Source organism: Acidithiobacillus sp. (assembly GCF_023229925.1).
GTDB lineage: Bacteria > Pseudomonadota > Gammaproteobacteria > Acidithiobacillales > Acidithiobacillaceae > Acidithiobacillus.
The window spans coordinates 315,024-329,852 of the sequence record NZ_JALNYM010000001.1 but is presented as its reverse complement, the minus strand read 5'-3'; the positions used below and the strand labels follow the sequence as shown (position 1 = coordinate 329,852).

Here is a 14,829-nt window from a genome sequence, read left to right as displayed (position 1 = left end):
GATACCGCTGGTTACCCCCTTTGACAGGCGCCAGAGGCCCTCATACCATGACCAAAACCCCATTGAGGAAGTCGCCGTGGATACCCCGAAACCTTTAACCTATCGCAGTGCCGGAGTAAACATCGATGCTGGCAATGCGTTGGTGGACCGTATCAAGCCCCTTGCCCAAAGTACTTACCGCCCCGGCGTGCTCGGCGGCATTGGCGGTTTCGGCGGACTGTTCGCCCTACCCGGTGGTTATCGCGAGCCGGTGCTGGTGTCAGGCACCGATGGGGTGGGCACCAAGCTGTTACTCGCCCTGGAAGCCAACCAACATGACAGCATCGGCATTGATCTGGTCGCTATGTGTGTCAACGACATTCTCGTCTCCGGCGCTGAGCCTCTCTGGTTCCTCGACTACTATGCCTGCGGGAAGCTGGATAATGCCATAGCCGAAGCGGTTATCACCGGGGTAGCCGAAGGTTGCCGGCAGGCTGGCTGTGCTTTGCTTGGAGGGGAAACTGCAGAAATGCCCGGCATGTACACGGCTGGACATTATGATCTTGCGGGCTTTGCGGTGGGTATCGTCGAGAAGTCCGATATCCTGACGGGTGCGGCCTGCCGGGAGGGAGACGCGGTGATTGGCATTGCCTCGTCCGGGCCGCACAGTAATGGTTACTCCCTGATTCGGGAAATTCTCGTACGCAGCGGTGCCCACGCCCATGTCCAGATCAACGGTGAACCGCTGGTGGATCTGCTGCTACAACCGACCCGGATTTATGTGAATACCATTCAAGCCCTGCGCAACGCGGTTACGGTACACGCCCTTTCTCACATTACCGGCGGCGGATTGGTAGAAAACTTGCCCCGTTCACTGCCCGCAACGCTGGCCGCTCGCATTGATCCCCAAACCTGGCAAATACCTGCTATTTTCCAATGGTTACAGGAACAGGGACAGGTCTCCATGGAGGAAATGCGGCGGGTTTTCAACATGGGTATCGGCATGATTGCAGTGGTTCCCTGGGAGTCCAGACAGGCTGCCGTGCAATCTATAACAGAGCGCGGCGAGCAGGCCTTCGTTGTCGGGCAGTTGGTGCCACGTCAGGACGATGCGGGAGTATGTTTTCTTGACTAAAAGGCTGGTGATTCTGGTTTCTGGCCGGGGAAGCAACCTGCAAAGCATCCTTGCCGCTTGCCATAGCGGGCAGATACCGGACACGCAAGTCGTTGCAGTCATCAGTAACCGCCCAGGCGCCAGAGCGCTGGAACTGGCGATGACGGCAGGCATTCCTGCCCTTACTGTCGATCATCGGGGCTACGGGACCAGGGCAGACTTCGATGCCGCACTGCAAAAGCAGATTGACGACTACGCCCCGAATGTCGTGGCGCTGGCAGGGTTCATGCGTCAGCTCACTCCCGCTTTCGTTCGGCACTATGAAGGCAGAATGCTGAACGTCCACCCTTCCCTTCTTCCCGCCTTTCCCGGTTTGCATACCCATGCCCAGGCGCTGGAGCAGGGTGTGTGCTGGCATGGTGCCAGCGTCCATTTTGTGACAGCGGAGTTGGATGCTGGCCCGATAATCATCCAGGCCGCCGTGGCAGTTCTGCCAGCGGATGACGAGCAATCTCTTGCCGCGCGCGTGCTCGCCACCGAACATCGTATTTATCCGCAAGCGCTGGCGTGGCTGCTGGCTGGCCGAGTGGCTCTCGTCGCCGGGCGCACCCTGTGGCGAGAGCCACCACAGACGGCCACGCGCGAGGCCATTGCCCCGTCTCTGGAGAGTTCCTCATGAGCGAAGAGGTTGGCCTGGTGATCGTCGGCACCGAGATACTTTCCGGCAAACGGGAAGACCGCCATGTTCTCCGCAGCCGCCAGCAATTGGCGCGACGCGGTTATGGTGTCGCCTGGTGCGTGATCGTACCCGATACCCGGGAGACCCTGTTGACTCAGCTGCACTGGGCCATGGCGCAATCCGTGCCTTTTTTCTCCTTTGGTGGTTTAGGCGCGACACCCGACGACCTGACCCGCGATTGCGCCGCAGCGGCTGCTGGCGTTGCCTTGTCCCGGCACTCTGACGCGGAGGCGTTGATTCGCCAACAATTCGGCGACGAGGCGGAACCGGTGCGGGTACGAATGGCCGATCTGCCCGCCGGAGCAAGGCTGATTCCTAATCCTGTCAATAATGTGCCTGGATTTTCCATAGCGAATGGATACTTCTTCCCGGGATTTCCGCAAATGGCGGAGCCCATGAGTGACTGGGTGCTGGAGCAGTATTTTCCGCCCTTGGTGGCAGACATAGAGGCACGGGTTCTTTTGCCCAATGCGCGGGAGGGCAACCTGGTCCCTCTCATGGAAAGCTTTTGTGCTGCCCATCCAGATATACGCTTCTCCAGCCTGCCCAGCTTCACGGCGACTGGCCCGCAAATCGAACTGGGTGTGGCCGGGCAAGAGGCGCCCGTTCAGGTCGCCATCCGCGACCTGAAAGTCCGTCTGAACCTGATGGGGCTCGAAGTTCAGGATATTAGCCTCCTCGAATCGTAATCAGGCCAGCAATGGCCTTCCAGCGAGTTTGCCCGGCAAGCAATCGCAAGCCGAGAGTATACGCTGCCATGACACACTGGACTTGCCCATACGGAGGGTGCAGTGGCCATTCAACACGTTGACTGGTTGACCATCCGCGCTGGAGTGGGCGCTTATCCCACCGCTTTTCGACTGGCTATAAGCGGGACGTTCTGTGGTCAGATGATGGCGACGTTGTTCTGAAACACCTACGATCTGGCCCGTATGCGGCACGCAGCCCGTATTAAGCACCACATTATCCGTCGGTAAAAAGGAGGCATCATGACCAGGCACGAAGAAGATAACGCTCTGGAAAAACGGCATTATAAAGAAGAGTTGCATCAACTCCAGATCGAGCTAGTCAAACTGCAACGCCACATTATCCGCAAGAATGACAAAATCCTGGTCATTCTGGAAGGACGTGATGCCGCAGGTAAGGACGGCAGCATCAAACGTATCATCCAGCACCTCAGTCCCCGCGAAACGCGGGTCGTGGCTTTAGGTAAGCCCTCGGATCGCGAAGAAAGTCAGTGGTATTTCCAGCGCTATACTCCTTATTTGCCCGCCGCCGCAGAAATCGTCTTTTTTAACCGGAGCTGGTATAACCGTGCCGGCGTGGAAAAAGTCATGGGTTTTTGCACTGATGCGCAATATGAAGAATTTTTTGCCGAGGTCACGGATTTTGAGGGCATGCTGGTTCGCTCGGGTATTCATTTCATCAAGGTGTATCTGGATATTTCCAAAAGTGAGCAAAAAAACCGACTGGCAGCGCGTAAAGATGACCCACTCAAACAATGGAAAACCAGCCCCATTGATGAGCAGGCAATCAAGCATTGGAAGGACTACAGTAGCGCGCGAAACACCATGTTTGCGCGTACCCACACCAGCTTTACGCCGTGGACCATTGTCAACGCAGACGATAAAAAAGTGGCGCGCATCCAATTAATAAAAGGATTATTGAGTCGTTTGGATTATGCCAACAAAGATGTCAGCCTGATACTATCCGATCAGACCATTATCTTCGACTATGATCCGCTTTATCTGGAAAATGGTATGATTAAGGAATAAGTACAGAACCCCGTCGGCGCCCCTCAGGGGAGCGGCGCCAGCGGCACTTCTCTAGTCTTTCCTGCTCCGCCGACTCCGGCGACTTTTCGCGGCGCCACCACTCTGGCCCGCAGGCATGACCCGCTCGAAATCGATCTTACGATCATCTAAATTAACATTCATGACCTTAATCTCGATTGCATCCCCTAGTTGGAAGGTTTCTTTGCTGCGATCACCAATGATGCGGTAGTGTTGTGCATCAAAGTGAAAGTAGTCTTCTCCGAGGGTGCTGATATGGATAAGACCCTCCACATAAATTTCCCGCAACGCCACAAAGAGACCAAATCCGGTGACGCCGGTAATAATGCCGGTATACGTCTCTCCTACTTTATCCATCATAAATTCGCACTTGAGCCAATTCACCGCCTCGCGACTGGCTTCGTCGGCCCGCCGCTCGGTCATGGAACAATGTTGACCGAGTTCTTGCAGTTCCTTCTTCGGAAACCACTGCGGTTCGGCACCCGCAGCATCTAGCAAGGCCTGAATACCACGATGCACCACGAGATCCGGATAACGGCGGATCGGCGAGGTAAAGTGTGTATAAGCCGGGAAGGCTAACCCAAAATGCATACCCGTATCCACGGTATAATAGGCCTGCGCGAGGCTGCGCAGAATGACCGTCTGGATCAGACTGGAATCACTGCGCTCACGGGTGTCCTCAATGATTTTGGCCAGATCAGCACTGCGCGGGTGGGTAGGCAGACGCACCGGCACACCGAGCTCCCCGAGAAAGCGACGCAAATCTTCCAGCTTGTCGCTGGACGGCTCCGGATGCACCCGGTATAGCATGGGCAGCTCGTGGATACGGAAATATTGCGCCGCACACACATTCGCTGCGAGCATACATTCTTCAATGATCCGATGCGCCACATTGCGGGTGACGGCCACAATCTTTTCAATACGCAACTGATCGTTGTAGATAATGCGACTTTCTTGGGAGTCGAACTCAATAGTGCCACGCCGCTCACGGGCCTTGGCAAGGCTTTCATAGAGGCAGTGCAGGGCCTCCAAGTGCGGGACCATAGCCACGTCCGGCGCCCTTACGGCCTCGTCACCCGCCAAGATCGCTGCCACTTCATCGTAGGTAAAACGGCGCTGAGAGCGCATGACGCCCCGGTCAAAGCGGAAACGCTGTACCTCGCCCGTCGTATCCATCTCCATCTCACAGAGCATGCAGAGGCGATCCACATGGGGATTGAGGGAGCAGAGCCCGTTGGACAGTATCTCGGGCAACATGGGAATCACCCGCCGCGGGAAATAGACTGAATTGCCGCGGATCACCGCCTCTTTGTCCAGCGCCGAGTCCGGGCGCACATAAGTGGCGACATCAGCGATCGCGACAATCAACCGGAAGCCATTTTCGATTTGTTCTGCATAGACGGCGTCGTCAAAGTCCTTGGCGTCGGCACCGTCGATGGTGACCAGCGGCAAATCTCTCAGATCGCGGCGACCTTCCTTCATCGCCTCGGGTACTGTCTCCGAGAAATGGGTGATCTCGGCAAGTACTTCTCCTGACCACTGATGGGGCAAACCATAGTTACGGACGGCAATTTCGACTTCCATACCTGGGGCCATGTGCTCACCGAGAATCTCGACGATGCTTCCTTGAGGCATATTGCGCCCATCGGGGTATTGAGTAATTTGCAGCGTGACAATCTGCCCGTGTACCGGCGCCAATTCACCACCCTCTACCACCGCGAACTCCTGGGGAATGCGGCGGTCTTCGGGAACCACGTAGTGCATACCACCATCCGCATAGTAACGGCCCACAATCTCTTTGAGCGCACGCTCCAGAATGCGCACGACCGCACCTTCAATACGTCCGCGTCGATCCTCCCCTACCGCCCGTCCCAGAACCGTATCACCATGGAACACCTTGCGCATTTCCCGCGGAGAAAGGAAAAGATCCTTTCCGCCTCCCTCGGGGATCAGAAAACCAAAACCATCGGGGTGCGCGCTGACCGTACCACGCACCAGTTCCATCGCCTCCACGATTCCGTATGCGCCGCGACGGTTGCGAACCAGTTGACCATCCCGTTCCATCGCCCGCAGACGACGCCGCAAGGCTTCCTGATCATCTTCCGCCACCTCGAGTTCAGCGATAATATCTTCCAGAGTCAGCGGCTGGCCAGCACCCTCCAGATAGCTGAGGATGTATTCCCGGCTGACAATAGGTCGTTCATATTTTTCTTTTTCCCGCTCGAACATGGGATCGCGCTCGCTCAACGATGCGGGTTCTTGTGTTTCCGGCATTGACAAATGCTCCTTAATAAATGATTATTCCGCTCACGCCGAGGTGGCGGAATTGGTAGACGCGCTAGGTTCAGGTCCTAGTGAGCGAAAGCTTGTGCTGGTTCGAATCCAGTCCCCGGTACCACAAACAGAGCAGGCAGGGAATCTACGGGTTTCCTGCCTGTTTTTTTTATACTGACGCGGGAACGCAGTCTCTGCCACACTCTGTTGCCACATTGTTTATTCATGCTCTGCAATCCGAAACACTCTCCAAAAAAAGCGAATGGGCGTGAACCCGCGTATGGGCCGTATCTTGCGGGATGATCCTTTACTTGTCCAACGGAGACAGGCCACAGTCCCTATATCAGATGATCTTGGGGACTCTTGGCCCCGTCCTGTTCTATGCGATAAACCCATGCCAGAACTTCCGCGACGGCCTGATAGAGTTGCGGCGGAATCTGCCGGTCGAGATCAACCTGCATCAGCAGACTCACCAGTTCCTTGGATTCATGCACGAAAACCCCTGCTTCATGGGCTATCGCGATAATTTGTTCCGCGACTAATCCTCGCCCCTTCGCCACGACAATAGGCACCGGATCTTTGCCATTATACCGCAAGGCCACGGCGTTGTGTGGGTTTTCTGGTTTGTTATCCATCAAAAGCGCGGATCTCGTGCTGCGTTACACGCAGGCCCAGCGCCCGCAAAGCCGCCTTCAAATCCCCCCAATGATTTTTTAACGCTGCCGCCTGATCCGCAGTGATAGCCAGGCTCAGCGTGTCGCGGTGCAAATGCAGCTTCGCCTGAATGTTCCCCAAATGGGGCATGTGCAGTGTCAATGTGCTATCCCAATGCGGTCCTGTCTCCGACGTCGTCATCGGTGATCTGGCCTCCTCTCCTGCACGCTCCTCGCATCGGCTGGCCATCCATTGCACGAACTGACCCGGCCAAACCGCGCCGCTCCAGGTGATCTGCTGCTGGTTCAGCACCTGAATCTGGCGGGCCACAAGGCCGGCAAGATCTCCGGTCATCGATGCTATGGGTGGCTTTCCAAAATCGGCAATCTGCGTGTACGTCATCGCTCCCGCGACACGATCGGGTAAAACACGTTTCTGGATCTGGCTGGCTGCCGGAGCAGGCACCTCCGCTCGAGGACGTTGAGTCACCGGTATCGCCTGCGGTAACAGGCCTTCAGGTACCGGCAATAAGGACGCATTCTGTGGCTCTGCGCGCAGGCTTTGCAGCGACCGAGGACGTTGAGTCACCGGTATCGCCTGCGGTAACAGGCCTTCAGGTACCGGCAATAAGGACGCATTCTGTGGCTCTGCGCGCAGGCTTTGCAGCGACCACTGGCCTTGCGCCCAAGCCGCCAGATGGCTTTCATAAAAGAGCCCGCTCTGCGTTATAGACTGCTGCAACAGCTGCGCGAGCGGGGCACTTTCTGAGGGTGGCTGCGGCAGCAACGGCTGTAAGCTGCGGAGCCCGCTACCACTTTCGGCTGGAGGCAAGCCCAGAAGAGACTGCGCTGTACTCGACAAACCCACACGATCAGGCAACGACGTTCCTGCCGAGGTCGTAAGCAAAAAGGCGGGACGGGAACTGCCTCCCAGATAGAGCAACTGCAAGTGGTCCCCAGCTGCCCACTGGCCGGGCAGCTGAAAGGCCAGCCTTTTCCCGGCAACTGCTATGAGCGTCTGGTTATTGGCGCTTTGCAGTACCCGTCCCTCCAGGAGGGTGCCGGGTATGACGGTTTTCGCAAGCGCTGTAGCCGCATTTGGAATAAGTACCGCGCCAGAAACACGCAGAGGCGCCAGGGCGCTGGCGGAAGGCGTCATTTTTGCGACGGCCGGTTGTTCAGGCGGATCAGAAGTTCCGCCTCTTCTTCACCGATCTGGCAGGCGCTCGCAATATAGCAGGCGTCGCGCCCCGACTCGGCTAACACGCGGGCACGCCGATAACGGTTTTCTTTCTCCTCGCTCTCCTCCGTCGGTCGTGACAGGATCTTGAGACCTCCGCCATCGGTGTCGTGCACAGCGTGGGAGGCATCCGTCTTTTTTGTCGTCTGGCCGACGGTAATGCGCCTCACGGTCTCCTCCAGCGCTTGCACACGCGCTTGAGACACCTGCAGATTCGTCAGCAAGAGACGCTGCAAACGCCACAACATCGCTTGGGCAGCAATAATAATCAGCGCAAGAACCAGCATAAGAAACCACATCAACATTCATCCTTGGTGATCATGTTTTCCACCAGCGCTTGATCCGGCCTTTCCAGGACACAGGCTCTGCCTTGGCAGAACTGCGTAAACCAATGCTCAACAAACTTAAGATTTCCCGGTCACGGGCCTGCACATATTGCGCGACTTTTTCCTGATCTGCGGCGCCCGGATCCAGAAACGCGAGCCCCAGAATAACACTGGAGCCATCCGTCGCAGAAGTATCCACAAAGCGTACGATCGCTGGCATACGCAGCGGCGCACTGTCACGAATACCGAAGATGAGTTGCGGTATCCGCTCTCCCGGCTGAAAGGGAAAATCTTTTGGACGACGGCTAAGCATGCGCAAGCCGCCCGCACTGATATCCTGCATCCGTCCTGTAATCATCTGCGCGCCCTGCCGATATGCCTCTACCTGATCTGGATCCTGCACGGTCGGCGGGACCCGGTATAACTGACGACGCTGCAATTGATAAAGGGCATCCGGGTAGCGGATCACGATGGCCTCCCTTTCCACCCGAACTATGCTGCTGCGGAACCCGCTAACCAGACCATCAACGCTGGCGATAATCGTAACGGGACATTCCGGGCGCACGTTCTGCGGAAAATTGCGCGGAACATCCACCCAGAGAAGCTCCTCCTGCATATCGAGCAGTAGCGTATTGAAACTCTCAGGTTGATCATCCAGCCACAAGGTACAAAAAATGTGATCCCGATGGAGTCTCGCCAAGACATTGGTCGCATGCAGCCAAGAGCTGACCCGATAGCGATCAGCAAAGAGGTACTGGCGGACCTCATGAATCTGTTCCGTCATCGTTTCCCCTCTACCTCCCGGCCGGACTCTCATTGGTCCCGCATGTCACGACAGCCCCCTGTTTTGCGTCATCTTAGCAGTACTCGGTCGACCTGTCCCGTCAGGCATTCTCCTGTTGCAACTGCTGCCACAAAGCCGCCATATCCTGTAAGGCGATGGCGCGGGTGGGCCGCAGAATCGCAGGCAGCAACCAGTTTTGCCAAGTGAAGAAAGCATTCTCAGGGAGCGGCGGAGCCAGCAGATACCCCTGTATGTAGCGCCCGCCAAGCAGTAGCCACAAATGCAGTTCATCAGGAGTGGCAACCCCCTCGGCTACCAGATCGCATTGCGCAATCTGGCTGAGCAACCGGCTGGCTCCAGCAACACCGAAACTGGCCAAGTCCTTGCGGAAAGCACGAATAAAGCCTTGGTCCAGCTTAAGTTCATTAAAGCGCAGGCGTGCCACCGACAGCAACGAAGAATATCCGGTACCAAAATCGTCCATAGACAGGGCGAAACCACGACTCTGGCACCATTCCATGACGGGTTGGGCAGATTTCCTGCCCGTAACCGAAGCGGTTTCCGTAATTTCGAGCGTAATCCCCCGACCATCCGGGCAATGTGTCTCTAAATCACCAGTAAAAGCGGGATTCAAAAAATGCTTGGCACCAATATTGATGGAAATTTGCAAGGGCAAGTGCTCGTCGTGCATGCGCTCACGCAGACGCACCGCCTCCTGCAAAACCCGAATACCCAACAAACGAATCAAATGCGCGTTTTCTTCGACATACGGCATAAATTTACCCGGCCAAATCCAACGCCCTTCCACAGAGCGCCAACGGGCAAGCATTTCGACACCGGTAAGTCGGACGGCAAGCATATCGGCTTTGGGCTGCAGAAAAAAATGGACGTCTCCGCGCTCAATGGCCCCCGGGAAAGAACGATGCACCCAAAGCCGCTGTACAGCGCGCTGTGCCACGGCACCGCTATAAACCCGGTATTCATTTCCGCCGGATTTCTTTGCCTCGGCCATAGCCTCGTCGGCCTGGGCCAGGAGGGTATGAATATTCTGCCCGTCCTGAGGAAAAAAGGACCACCCGATAGAAGTGGACAGCGGCGCATCCAGTATCTGCCGCGCTGCCGCAGTTACCGCGAGCAAAAGCTGCGAACTGATGTCAGCAATGATCCCGCCATCCGCGACCGGTATCATGATACCGAATTCATCACCACCGATGCGGGCCAGGAGCGTATCTTTCTCTGTCAATACCCCCCCGAGATTGTGCGCAATCATCCTCAAACAGTTATCGGCCTGATGAGGGCCATAGGAGGTGTTGATTTCATTAAAGAGATCCAGATCCAATACAGCGATACCCCAAGATACGGGCCCGTACTCCGCCACACGCAACAAGCATTCAGCCTGTTCGGAAAAACGGGCCCGATTAGGCAGACCGGTAAGTGTATCCGTCTGCATCAGCCGTTCCTGCTCACTACGCGCCTCTAATCGTTCGAGGTAACGTTCTACGTCATGCAACAGCGACTCCCAGTGGGCAATCAGGCTTTTTCCAAAAAGCCAACGGTTAATCCGAGTGACTTTCAGCATAAAGATTGCGCACGGATTTTTTTCACCAGACAGCAGAATCGGCCAGGCAATCATCTCGCGATAATGATGCCATTCGGGGCACTGCTGAATGACCTGCGTCATCACTCTGGAAAACTGGGAAGAACATGGATTCACCGGTTGCTTGCGATGATATGCCAGACAGGGCGACATCTGGCCCCAGGGAAACCCATCGGGGTCTAACGACAGCGGCAGACTGCCCAGAACTTCCTGCAACCGGGGGTCTTGAGCGTGGGCAGCATGTACCGGCAACTGTCCACTGGCATGATCCGGCACCGCAACAGAGGCTGCTAAGGCGCCCGTCGCCAATACACTGATCTGTACCAGCTTCTCGTAGAAATCTTGAGCACCGGGGCTCTCCAACATTAATGCCTGTAATGCCTGATGCATACGCTGATAACGGGCATCCATAAAACGTCGATACCTCCAGATCAGCGTGATCATGGCCAGAATCGCTTCCGCGACCATCAACAGCACCGTCCACGTGCCAATACGCTCCAACTGACTCTGTAAGCCGCTCGCCAAGGCGGGATTCCATCGCGCGCTGATCATCCAGGGGGTTCCAGCAACTGGAATATCTATGTGCGCAGGTAACCCTCTTGAGAATGAACTGTCCGGCAGTGACCAGTGCCCTTGGCGCCAGACGGCGAGTACCCGGTGGAGGTTATCCAGCAGTAGCACGATATGATCCGTCTTGGGGGACACCATGACTTGCTGCTTTCCAAACAATAAATCAGCGGAGCAGATGGCGTTACCAGACCCATGGAAGGATTCTGGATGGTGCGCAGTCACGCTCATGGGTATGTGTAAAACTCCGTCTGCGGAAATGCCCGGTACGCCAATGCTTCCGTGGTAGGCGCTTACCATGCCGGAGGCCGCATCATCGCGTCGCTTCAAGGGACGTTTATCTGAAGGATTCTGCGCTCTGGGCTTTTCTGCGTTACACGATACTTTGGCAAGCCAGGTGTGCACCTTGTCAAAGTGCGTCACCAAGTCCGTGGTCAGTTCTTTTTCCGGAAGCCCTGCCAAAAGTCTTAGGTCTCTGAGGTGCATCTGCAACATCGTGGCCAAATTTATGGCCACACTGTCAGCCAACTTCTGACCGGCCTGTTGTTCACTGAACGCCGCCCGTTGTATGAGCCGATGCTGCCAGCCTTGGCTATTCGAGTAGGTAAGCCCCGCCACTATCATAAAAATCAAAGCAATTCCCAACATATATAGGGGTTGGCGCCTTTGGGCCAGGCGCCCGGCCAAAATCATTGCCGCCATCTTTTGCTGAGTGAGATCCACCGGCGGAGTATCCGGAATCGTCATCTTGCTGCTCACACTTTGCCTCCGCCTGCCGGTATGGAGTGCTGCAGGCGCATTGCAATACTCTGCAACGGCAGAATCTCATCCACCCCACCTAAGCGAATGGCTTCCTTAGGCATCCCGAAAACCACACAACTCGCCTCGTCCTGGGCAATGGTATGCGCGCCCGCGCAGTGCATCTCGGCGAGCCCCTGCGCGCCATCATCGCCCATGCCGGTCATGATGACCCCCCAGGCATTCCGTCCCGCCACCTGCGCCACGGAGCGGAAAAGCACATCGACGGAAGGACGATGGTGCTTCACCAGGGGACCATCAAACACCTGCACCATAAACTGGGCACCATTACGCCTCAAACGCATGTGTTTACCACCTGGCGCGATGAGGGCGCAGCCGGGTAAAACCCGGTCACCATCACACGCTTCACGCACTTCCAGGGCGCTGATCGTATTGAGGCGGGCAGCAAAGGCGGCGGTAAATTTTTCCGGCATGTGCTGGACCACCACCACCCCCGGAACCGTTACCGGGAGCGCACGGAGCAGCACTTCCAGTGCCTGTGTGCCGCCGGTACTGGTGCCGATGGCAATCACTTTTTCCGTGCTTTTCTGTAGCAATACATCGGGAACAACAGCAGTAGTAGAAGCAAAACTGGCGGCAGGCGCAGGACGAATATTACGCAGGTTGGCACGCGCCGCAGCCTTGACCGCGTGAATGATCTCCGGTGCATCTTTTTGCAAAAAATCGCGCAGACCCGAATGGGGTTTCTGGATAACCTGCACGGCACCGGCAGACAGGGCATTCAAGGTAATCTGCGCCCCAGATTCCGCCAGACTGGAACAGATGATGACCGGTAAGGGATGTTCCGCCATGATTTTGCGCAGAAAGGTCACGCCGTCCATGCGCGGCATTTCGATGTCGAGTATGACCACATCGGGCCACTGCCGCTGCATGCGATCCCAAGCAAAAATCGGGTCATGGGCAGTCGCTAGTACGGCGATATCCGGGTCTTGCGTCAGGGCCGTTTGCAGCACTTGGCGCACGACCGCGGAGTCGTCGACAACGAATACCTGTATTTTTTTCACAAGACGCTTAGCTCAATAGTTATCTGGTTATTAACCCGCATGGATAGCGGCGCCTCGCCCACTGAATTTCAAATACACCGCACCCGACCATACTTCAAAATAAAGATTGCGGTGACCTTGCCCCCCAAGGTGCGAGGCAGTAATACCGAAACCTGCCTGCCCGATCAATTGCTTTGCTGCCCGCACATTTTTACAGGGGACATCAACGCAGGTTTCTCGCGTATGGCGGTGAAAGCGCTCGCCGTGGGCGACGGTACCTATCGCCTTGTCGTCGTCCATAATGGTTCTGCCGGGCTGCTGGCGAAACATATTACCGCCACCAAATATCTTGCACACATAGTCACTGGGATGAGTGCGTTGCTGGCGCAACTCCTGCATCAGCGCGGCCACCGCCTCATCGCCGTACCGACCGTCCAGAGACGCCGCTGCCGGGCGCGGACTGCCTCGACTAGGGAGCATGAAGTGGCACATCCCGCCCAACTGCAGGCGGGGATGCCAGAGGGTAATGGCGACACAGGAACCGAGCAGGGTGCTGATACGCGTATCCCGATCTCCGAAATACCATTCTCCCGGTTGCAGAAATATCTCCATGATACCCATGCGTCAATCCCTCCGATAGACCGCGGGTTGAACAAGGCGCAGACCATCGACGATACCATTGAGACTTTCGGAGTGTCCCACCAAAAAATATCCGCCGGGACGCAGGTGCGCGAGCAGGCGTAAACAAATGGCCTCCTTAGCGGGCGGATCAAAGTAAATCAGCACATTACGCAAAAAAATCACATCAAAATCCCCCACGGCAGGCAGCGGGTGATCCAAGTTGATTTGCGAAAATTTTACCGACTTGCGTAGCTCCGGCACGATACTGAATGACCCCTCTTGTCGTCCCACTCCACGCAGACAAAAGCGCTTCAAATAGGTTTTAGGAATTTTTTCAGCACGCTCCATGGGGTAAATACCCTGCGCAGCCGAAGCCAGCATACGAGTACTCAAATCGGAGGCTAGAATTTCCCAACCGCGGCCGCGGCGTTCCGCCAGCACCATAGCGATACTGTAAGGCTCCTCGCCGGAAGAACAGGCGGCGCTCCAGACACGAAGCGCCGACTGGTTAGCCCGCTGTGGGATAATCTGTTCACTCAAAAAGGCGAAGTGCTTGGTCTCCCGAAAGAAGTAGGTCTCATTGGTCGTGAGTAGATCCACGGCCTGCTGCCGCTCAGTCGCGTCGCTGTCGAGCAGACGCAAATAGGCATCATAACTACGGCAATCGCGTGCCCGCAGGCGCTTTCCCAACCGCCCCATCACCAGCGGCTTTTTGGCCGGACCGAGAGTAATTCCAGCCTCCTTCCGCAAAAAAGCCTGAATACCTCGATAGTCGGCATCACTCAAGGCGGATAGGGGAGTGGTCACCGACATGGACTATGATGCACCAGCCGCAATCGCGGCGAGTTCGGCCATCTCGTCCATGGAGAGCACCCGGGCCATTTCCAGCAGGACAATGAATTGATTAGCCACCTTGCCCATACCTCGGATAAATTCGGTACGCAAACCGGCACCAAATTGTGGCGCTGGCTCTATCTGGTCCGCAGGAAACTCCAGCACCTCGTTGACCGCGTCGACGATGACGCCGAGGCGCTGTCGTGACTCCCCCTCCTGCAGGTCCACGATAATAATGCAACTCCGTTTATGAATGGCCGTCGCCGGACGTTCAAAACGTCGTGCTATGTCGATCACGGGCACCACTTGCCCGCGCAGGTTGATCACCCCCACCACGAAAGCTGGCATCATGGGGATCTGGGTAGGGACGACATAGGCGATGATCTCTCGCACCGCCGAAATATCCACACCAAAGGATTCCGCCTGTAACTGGACAATCAGATATTGCCCTCCCCAACGCTCAACCTGCGCGGCGCCGTCTCCTGCTGGCAGCATGTTCATGGGCG

Annotated in this window: 14 protein-coding genes and 1 tRNA gene; 5 read left to right on the top strand and 10 right to left on the bottom strand. The window is 56.4% G+C overall.

The annotated features are described in order from the left end of the window. Positions 1–76: 76 nt before the first annotated feature. The 4 genes from purM to ppk2 all read left to right on the top strand — a co-directional run bounded on the left by purM (position 77) and on the right by ppk2 (position 3,607). Positions 77–1,114 carry a phosphoribosylformylglycinamidine cyclo-ligase gene (purM, locus tag M0P56_RS01715; RefSeq protein WP_291508323.1) on the top strand — a complete coding sequence of 346 codons (1,038 nt, stop codon included), beginning with the start codon at positions 77–79 and terminating at the stop codon, positions 1,112–1,114. Then, positions 1,107–1,772 carry a phosphoribosylglycinamide formyltransferase gene (gene purN, locus M0P56_RS01710; RefSeq protein ID WP_291508322.1) on the top strand — a complete coding sequence of 222 codons (666 nt, stop codon included), beginning with the start codon at positions 1,107–1,109 and terminating at the stop codon, positions 1,770–1,772. Before purM ends, purN begins: the two co-directional genes overlap by 8 nt. Then, the gene (locus M0P56_RS01705; protein WP_291508321.1) at positions 1,769–2,521 is read left to right on the top strand and encodes a molybdopterin-binding protein; all 753 of its coding nucleotides are present in this window, start codon (positions 1,769–1,771) and stop codon (positions 2,519–2,521) included. The genes purN and M0P56_RS01705 overlap by 4 nt, the downstream gene beginning before the upstream one ends. 300 nt (positions 2,522–2,821) lie before the next feature. After that, positions 2,822–3,607, top strand: a complete 786-nt coding sequence (gene ppk2 / locus M0P56_RS01700) for a polyphosphate kinase 2 (protein ID WP_291508320.1) — start codon at positions 2,822–2,824, stop codon at positions 3,605–3,607. Positions 3,608–3,658: 51 nt separating this feature from the next. Here the strand turns inward: ppk2 and rnr are convergent, their stop codons facing one another. Next, positions 3,659–5,899: a ribonuclease R gene (gene rnr, locus M0P56_RS01695; RefSeq protein ID WP_291508319.1), complete on the bottom strand. Its 2,241-nt coding sequence runs from the start codon at positions 5,897–5,899 to the stop codon at positions 3,659–3,661. Between the two features lie 37 nt (positions 5,900–5,936). On the opposite strand from rnr, the gene M0P56_RS01690 reads away from it, so the two are divergent. Beyond that, positions 5,937–6,023 (top strand) — tRNA-Leu (locus M0P56_RS01690). A 214-nt stretch (positions 6,024–6,237) separates the two neighbouring features. Here the strand turns inward: M0P56_RS01690 and M0P56_RS01685 are convergent. From M0P56_RS01685 to M0P56_RS01645, 9 genes are all read right to left on the bottom strand, one after another. Next, entirely contained in the window at positions 6,238–6,534 is a 297-nt protein-coding gene (locus tag M0P56_RS01685; protein ID WP_291509245.1) for an EscU/YscU/HrcU family type III secretion system export apparatus switch protein, read from the bottom strand. Beyond that, positions 6,527–7,711 carry a flagellar hook-length control protein FliK gene (locus M0P56_RS01680; protein WP_291508318.1) on the bottom strand — a complete coding sequence of 395 codons (1,185 nt, stop codon included), beginning with the start codon at positions 7,709–7,711 and terminating at the stop codon, positions 6,527–6,529. Before M0P56_RS01680 ends, M0P56_RS01685 begins: the two co-directional genes overlap by 8 nt. Continuing rightward, positions 7,708–8,091, bottom strand: a complete 384-nt coding sequence (locus tag M0P56_RS01675; RefSeq protein ID WP_291508317.1) for a DUF2802 domain-containing protein — start codon at positions 8,089–8,091, stop codon at positions 7,708–7,710. Before M0P56_RS01675 ends, M0P56_RS01680 begins: the two co-directional genes overlap by 4 nt. A gap of 19 nt (positions 8,092–8,110) precedes the next feature. Continuing rightward, positions 8,111–8,902, bottom strand: coding sequence for a PilZ domain-containing protein (locus tag M0P56_RS01670; RefSeq protein ID WP_291508316.1), 792 nt, complete (start codon positions 8,900–8,902; stop codon positions 8,111–8,113). A gap of 100 nt (positions 8,903–9,002) precedes the next feature. Further along, positions 9,003–11,825 (bottom strand): EAL domain-containing protein, encoded by a 2,823-nt coding sequence (locus M0P56_RS01665; protein WP_291508315.1) that lies wholly within the window; start codon positions 11,823–11,825, stop codon positions 9,003–9,005. After that, complete coding sequence (locus M0P56_RS01660) at positions 11,822–12,889, bottom strand: chemotaxis response regulator protein-glutamate methylesterase (protein WP_291508314.1); 1,068 nt, start codon at positions 12,887–12,889, stop codon at positions 11,822–11,824. Before M0P56_RS01660 ends, M0P56_RS01665 begins: the two co-directional genes overlap by 4 nt. A 30-nt stretch (positions 12,890–12,919) precedes the next feature. Beyond that, positions 12,920–13,489, bottom strand: coding sequence for a chemotaxis protein CheD (locus M0P56_RS01655; RefSeq protein ID WP_291508313.1), 570 nt, complete (start codon positions 13,487–13,489; stop codon positions 12,920–12,922). A gap of 3 nt (positions 13,490–13,492) precedes the next feature. Beyond that, positions 13,493–14,302 carry a protein-glutamate O-methyltransferase CheR gene (locus M0P56_RS01650; RefSeq protein WP_291508312.1) on the bottom strand — a complete coding sequence of 270 codons (810 nt, stop codon included), beginning with the start codon at positions 14,300–14,302 and terminating at the stop codon, positions 13,493–13,495. A gap of 3 nt (positions 14,303–14,305) precedes the next feature. Continuing rightward, entirely contained in the window at positions 14,306–14,824 is a 519-nt protein-coding gene (locus M0P56_RS01645) for a chemotaxis protein CheW (protein WP_291508311.1), read from the bottom strand. Positions 14,825–14,829: the final 5 nt, after the last annotated feature.

Bases quoted from the DNA above. Each gene is read 5' to 3' on its own strand.
- M0P56_RS01680 (WP_291508318.1), bottom strand. From the start codon at position 7,711: ATGACGCCTTCCGCCAGCGCCCTGGCGCCTCTGCGTGTTTCTGGCGCG.
- M0P56_RS01645 (WP_291508311.1), bottom strand. From the start codon at position 14,824: ATGAACATGCTGCCAGCAGGAGACGGCGCCGCGCAGGTTGAGCGTTGG.
- rnr (WP_291508319.1), bottom strand. From the start codon at position 5,899: ATGCCGGAAACACAAGAACCCGCATCGTTGAGCGAGCGCGATCCCATG.
- M0P56_RS01670 (WP_291508316.1), bottom strand. From the start codon at position 8,902: ATGACGGAACAGATTCATGAGGTCCGCCAGTACCTCTTTGCTGATCGC.
- M0P56_RS01655 (WP_291508313.1), bottom strand. From the start codon at position 13,489: ATGGGTATCATGGAGATATTTCTGCAACCGGGAGAATGGTATTTCGGA.
- M0P56_RS01675 (WP_291508317.1), bottom strand. From the start codon at position 8,091: ATGTGGTTTCTTATGCTGGTTCTTGCGCTGATTATTATTGCTGCCCAA.
- M0P56_RS01650 (WP_291508312.1), bottom strand. From the start codon at position 14,302: ATGTCGGTGACCACTCCCCTATCCGCCTTGAGTGATGCCGACTATCGA.
- ppk2 (WP_291508320.1), top strand. From the start codon at position 2,822: ATGACCAGGCACGAAGAAGATAACGCTCTGGAAAAACGGCATTATAAA.
- M0P56_RS01705 (WP_291508321.1), top strand. From the start codon at position 1,769: ATGAGCGAAGAGGTTGGCCTGGTGATCGTCGGCACCGAGATACTTTCC.
- M0P56_RS01685 (WP_291509245.1), bottom strand. From the start codon at position 6,534: ATGGATAACAAACCAGAAAACCCACACAACGCCGTGGCCTTGCGGTAT.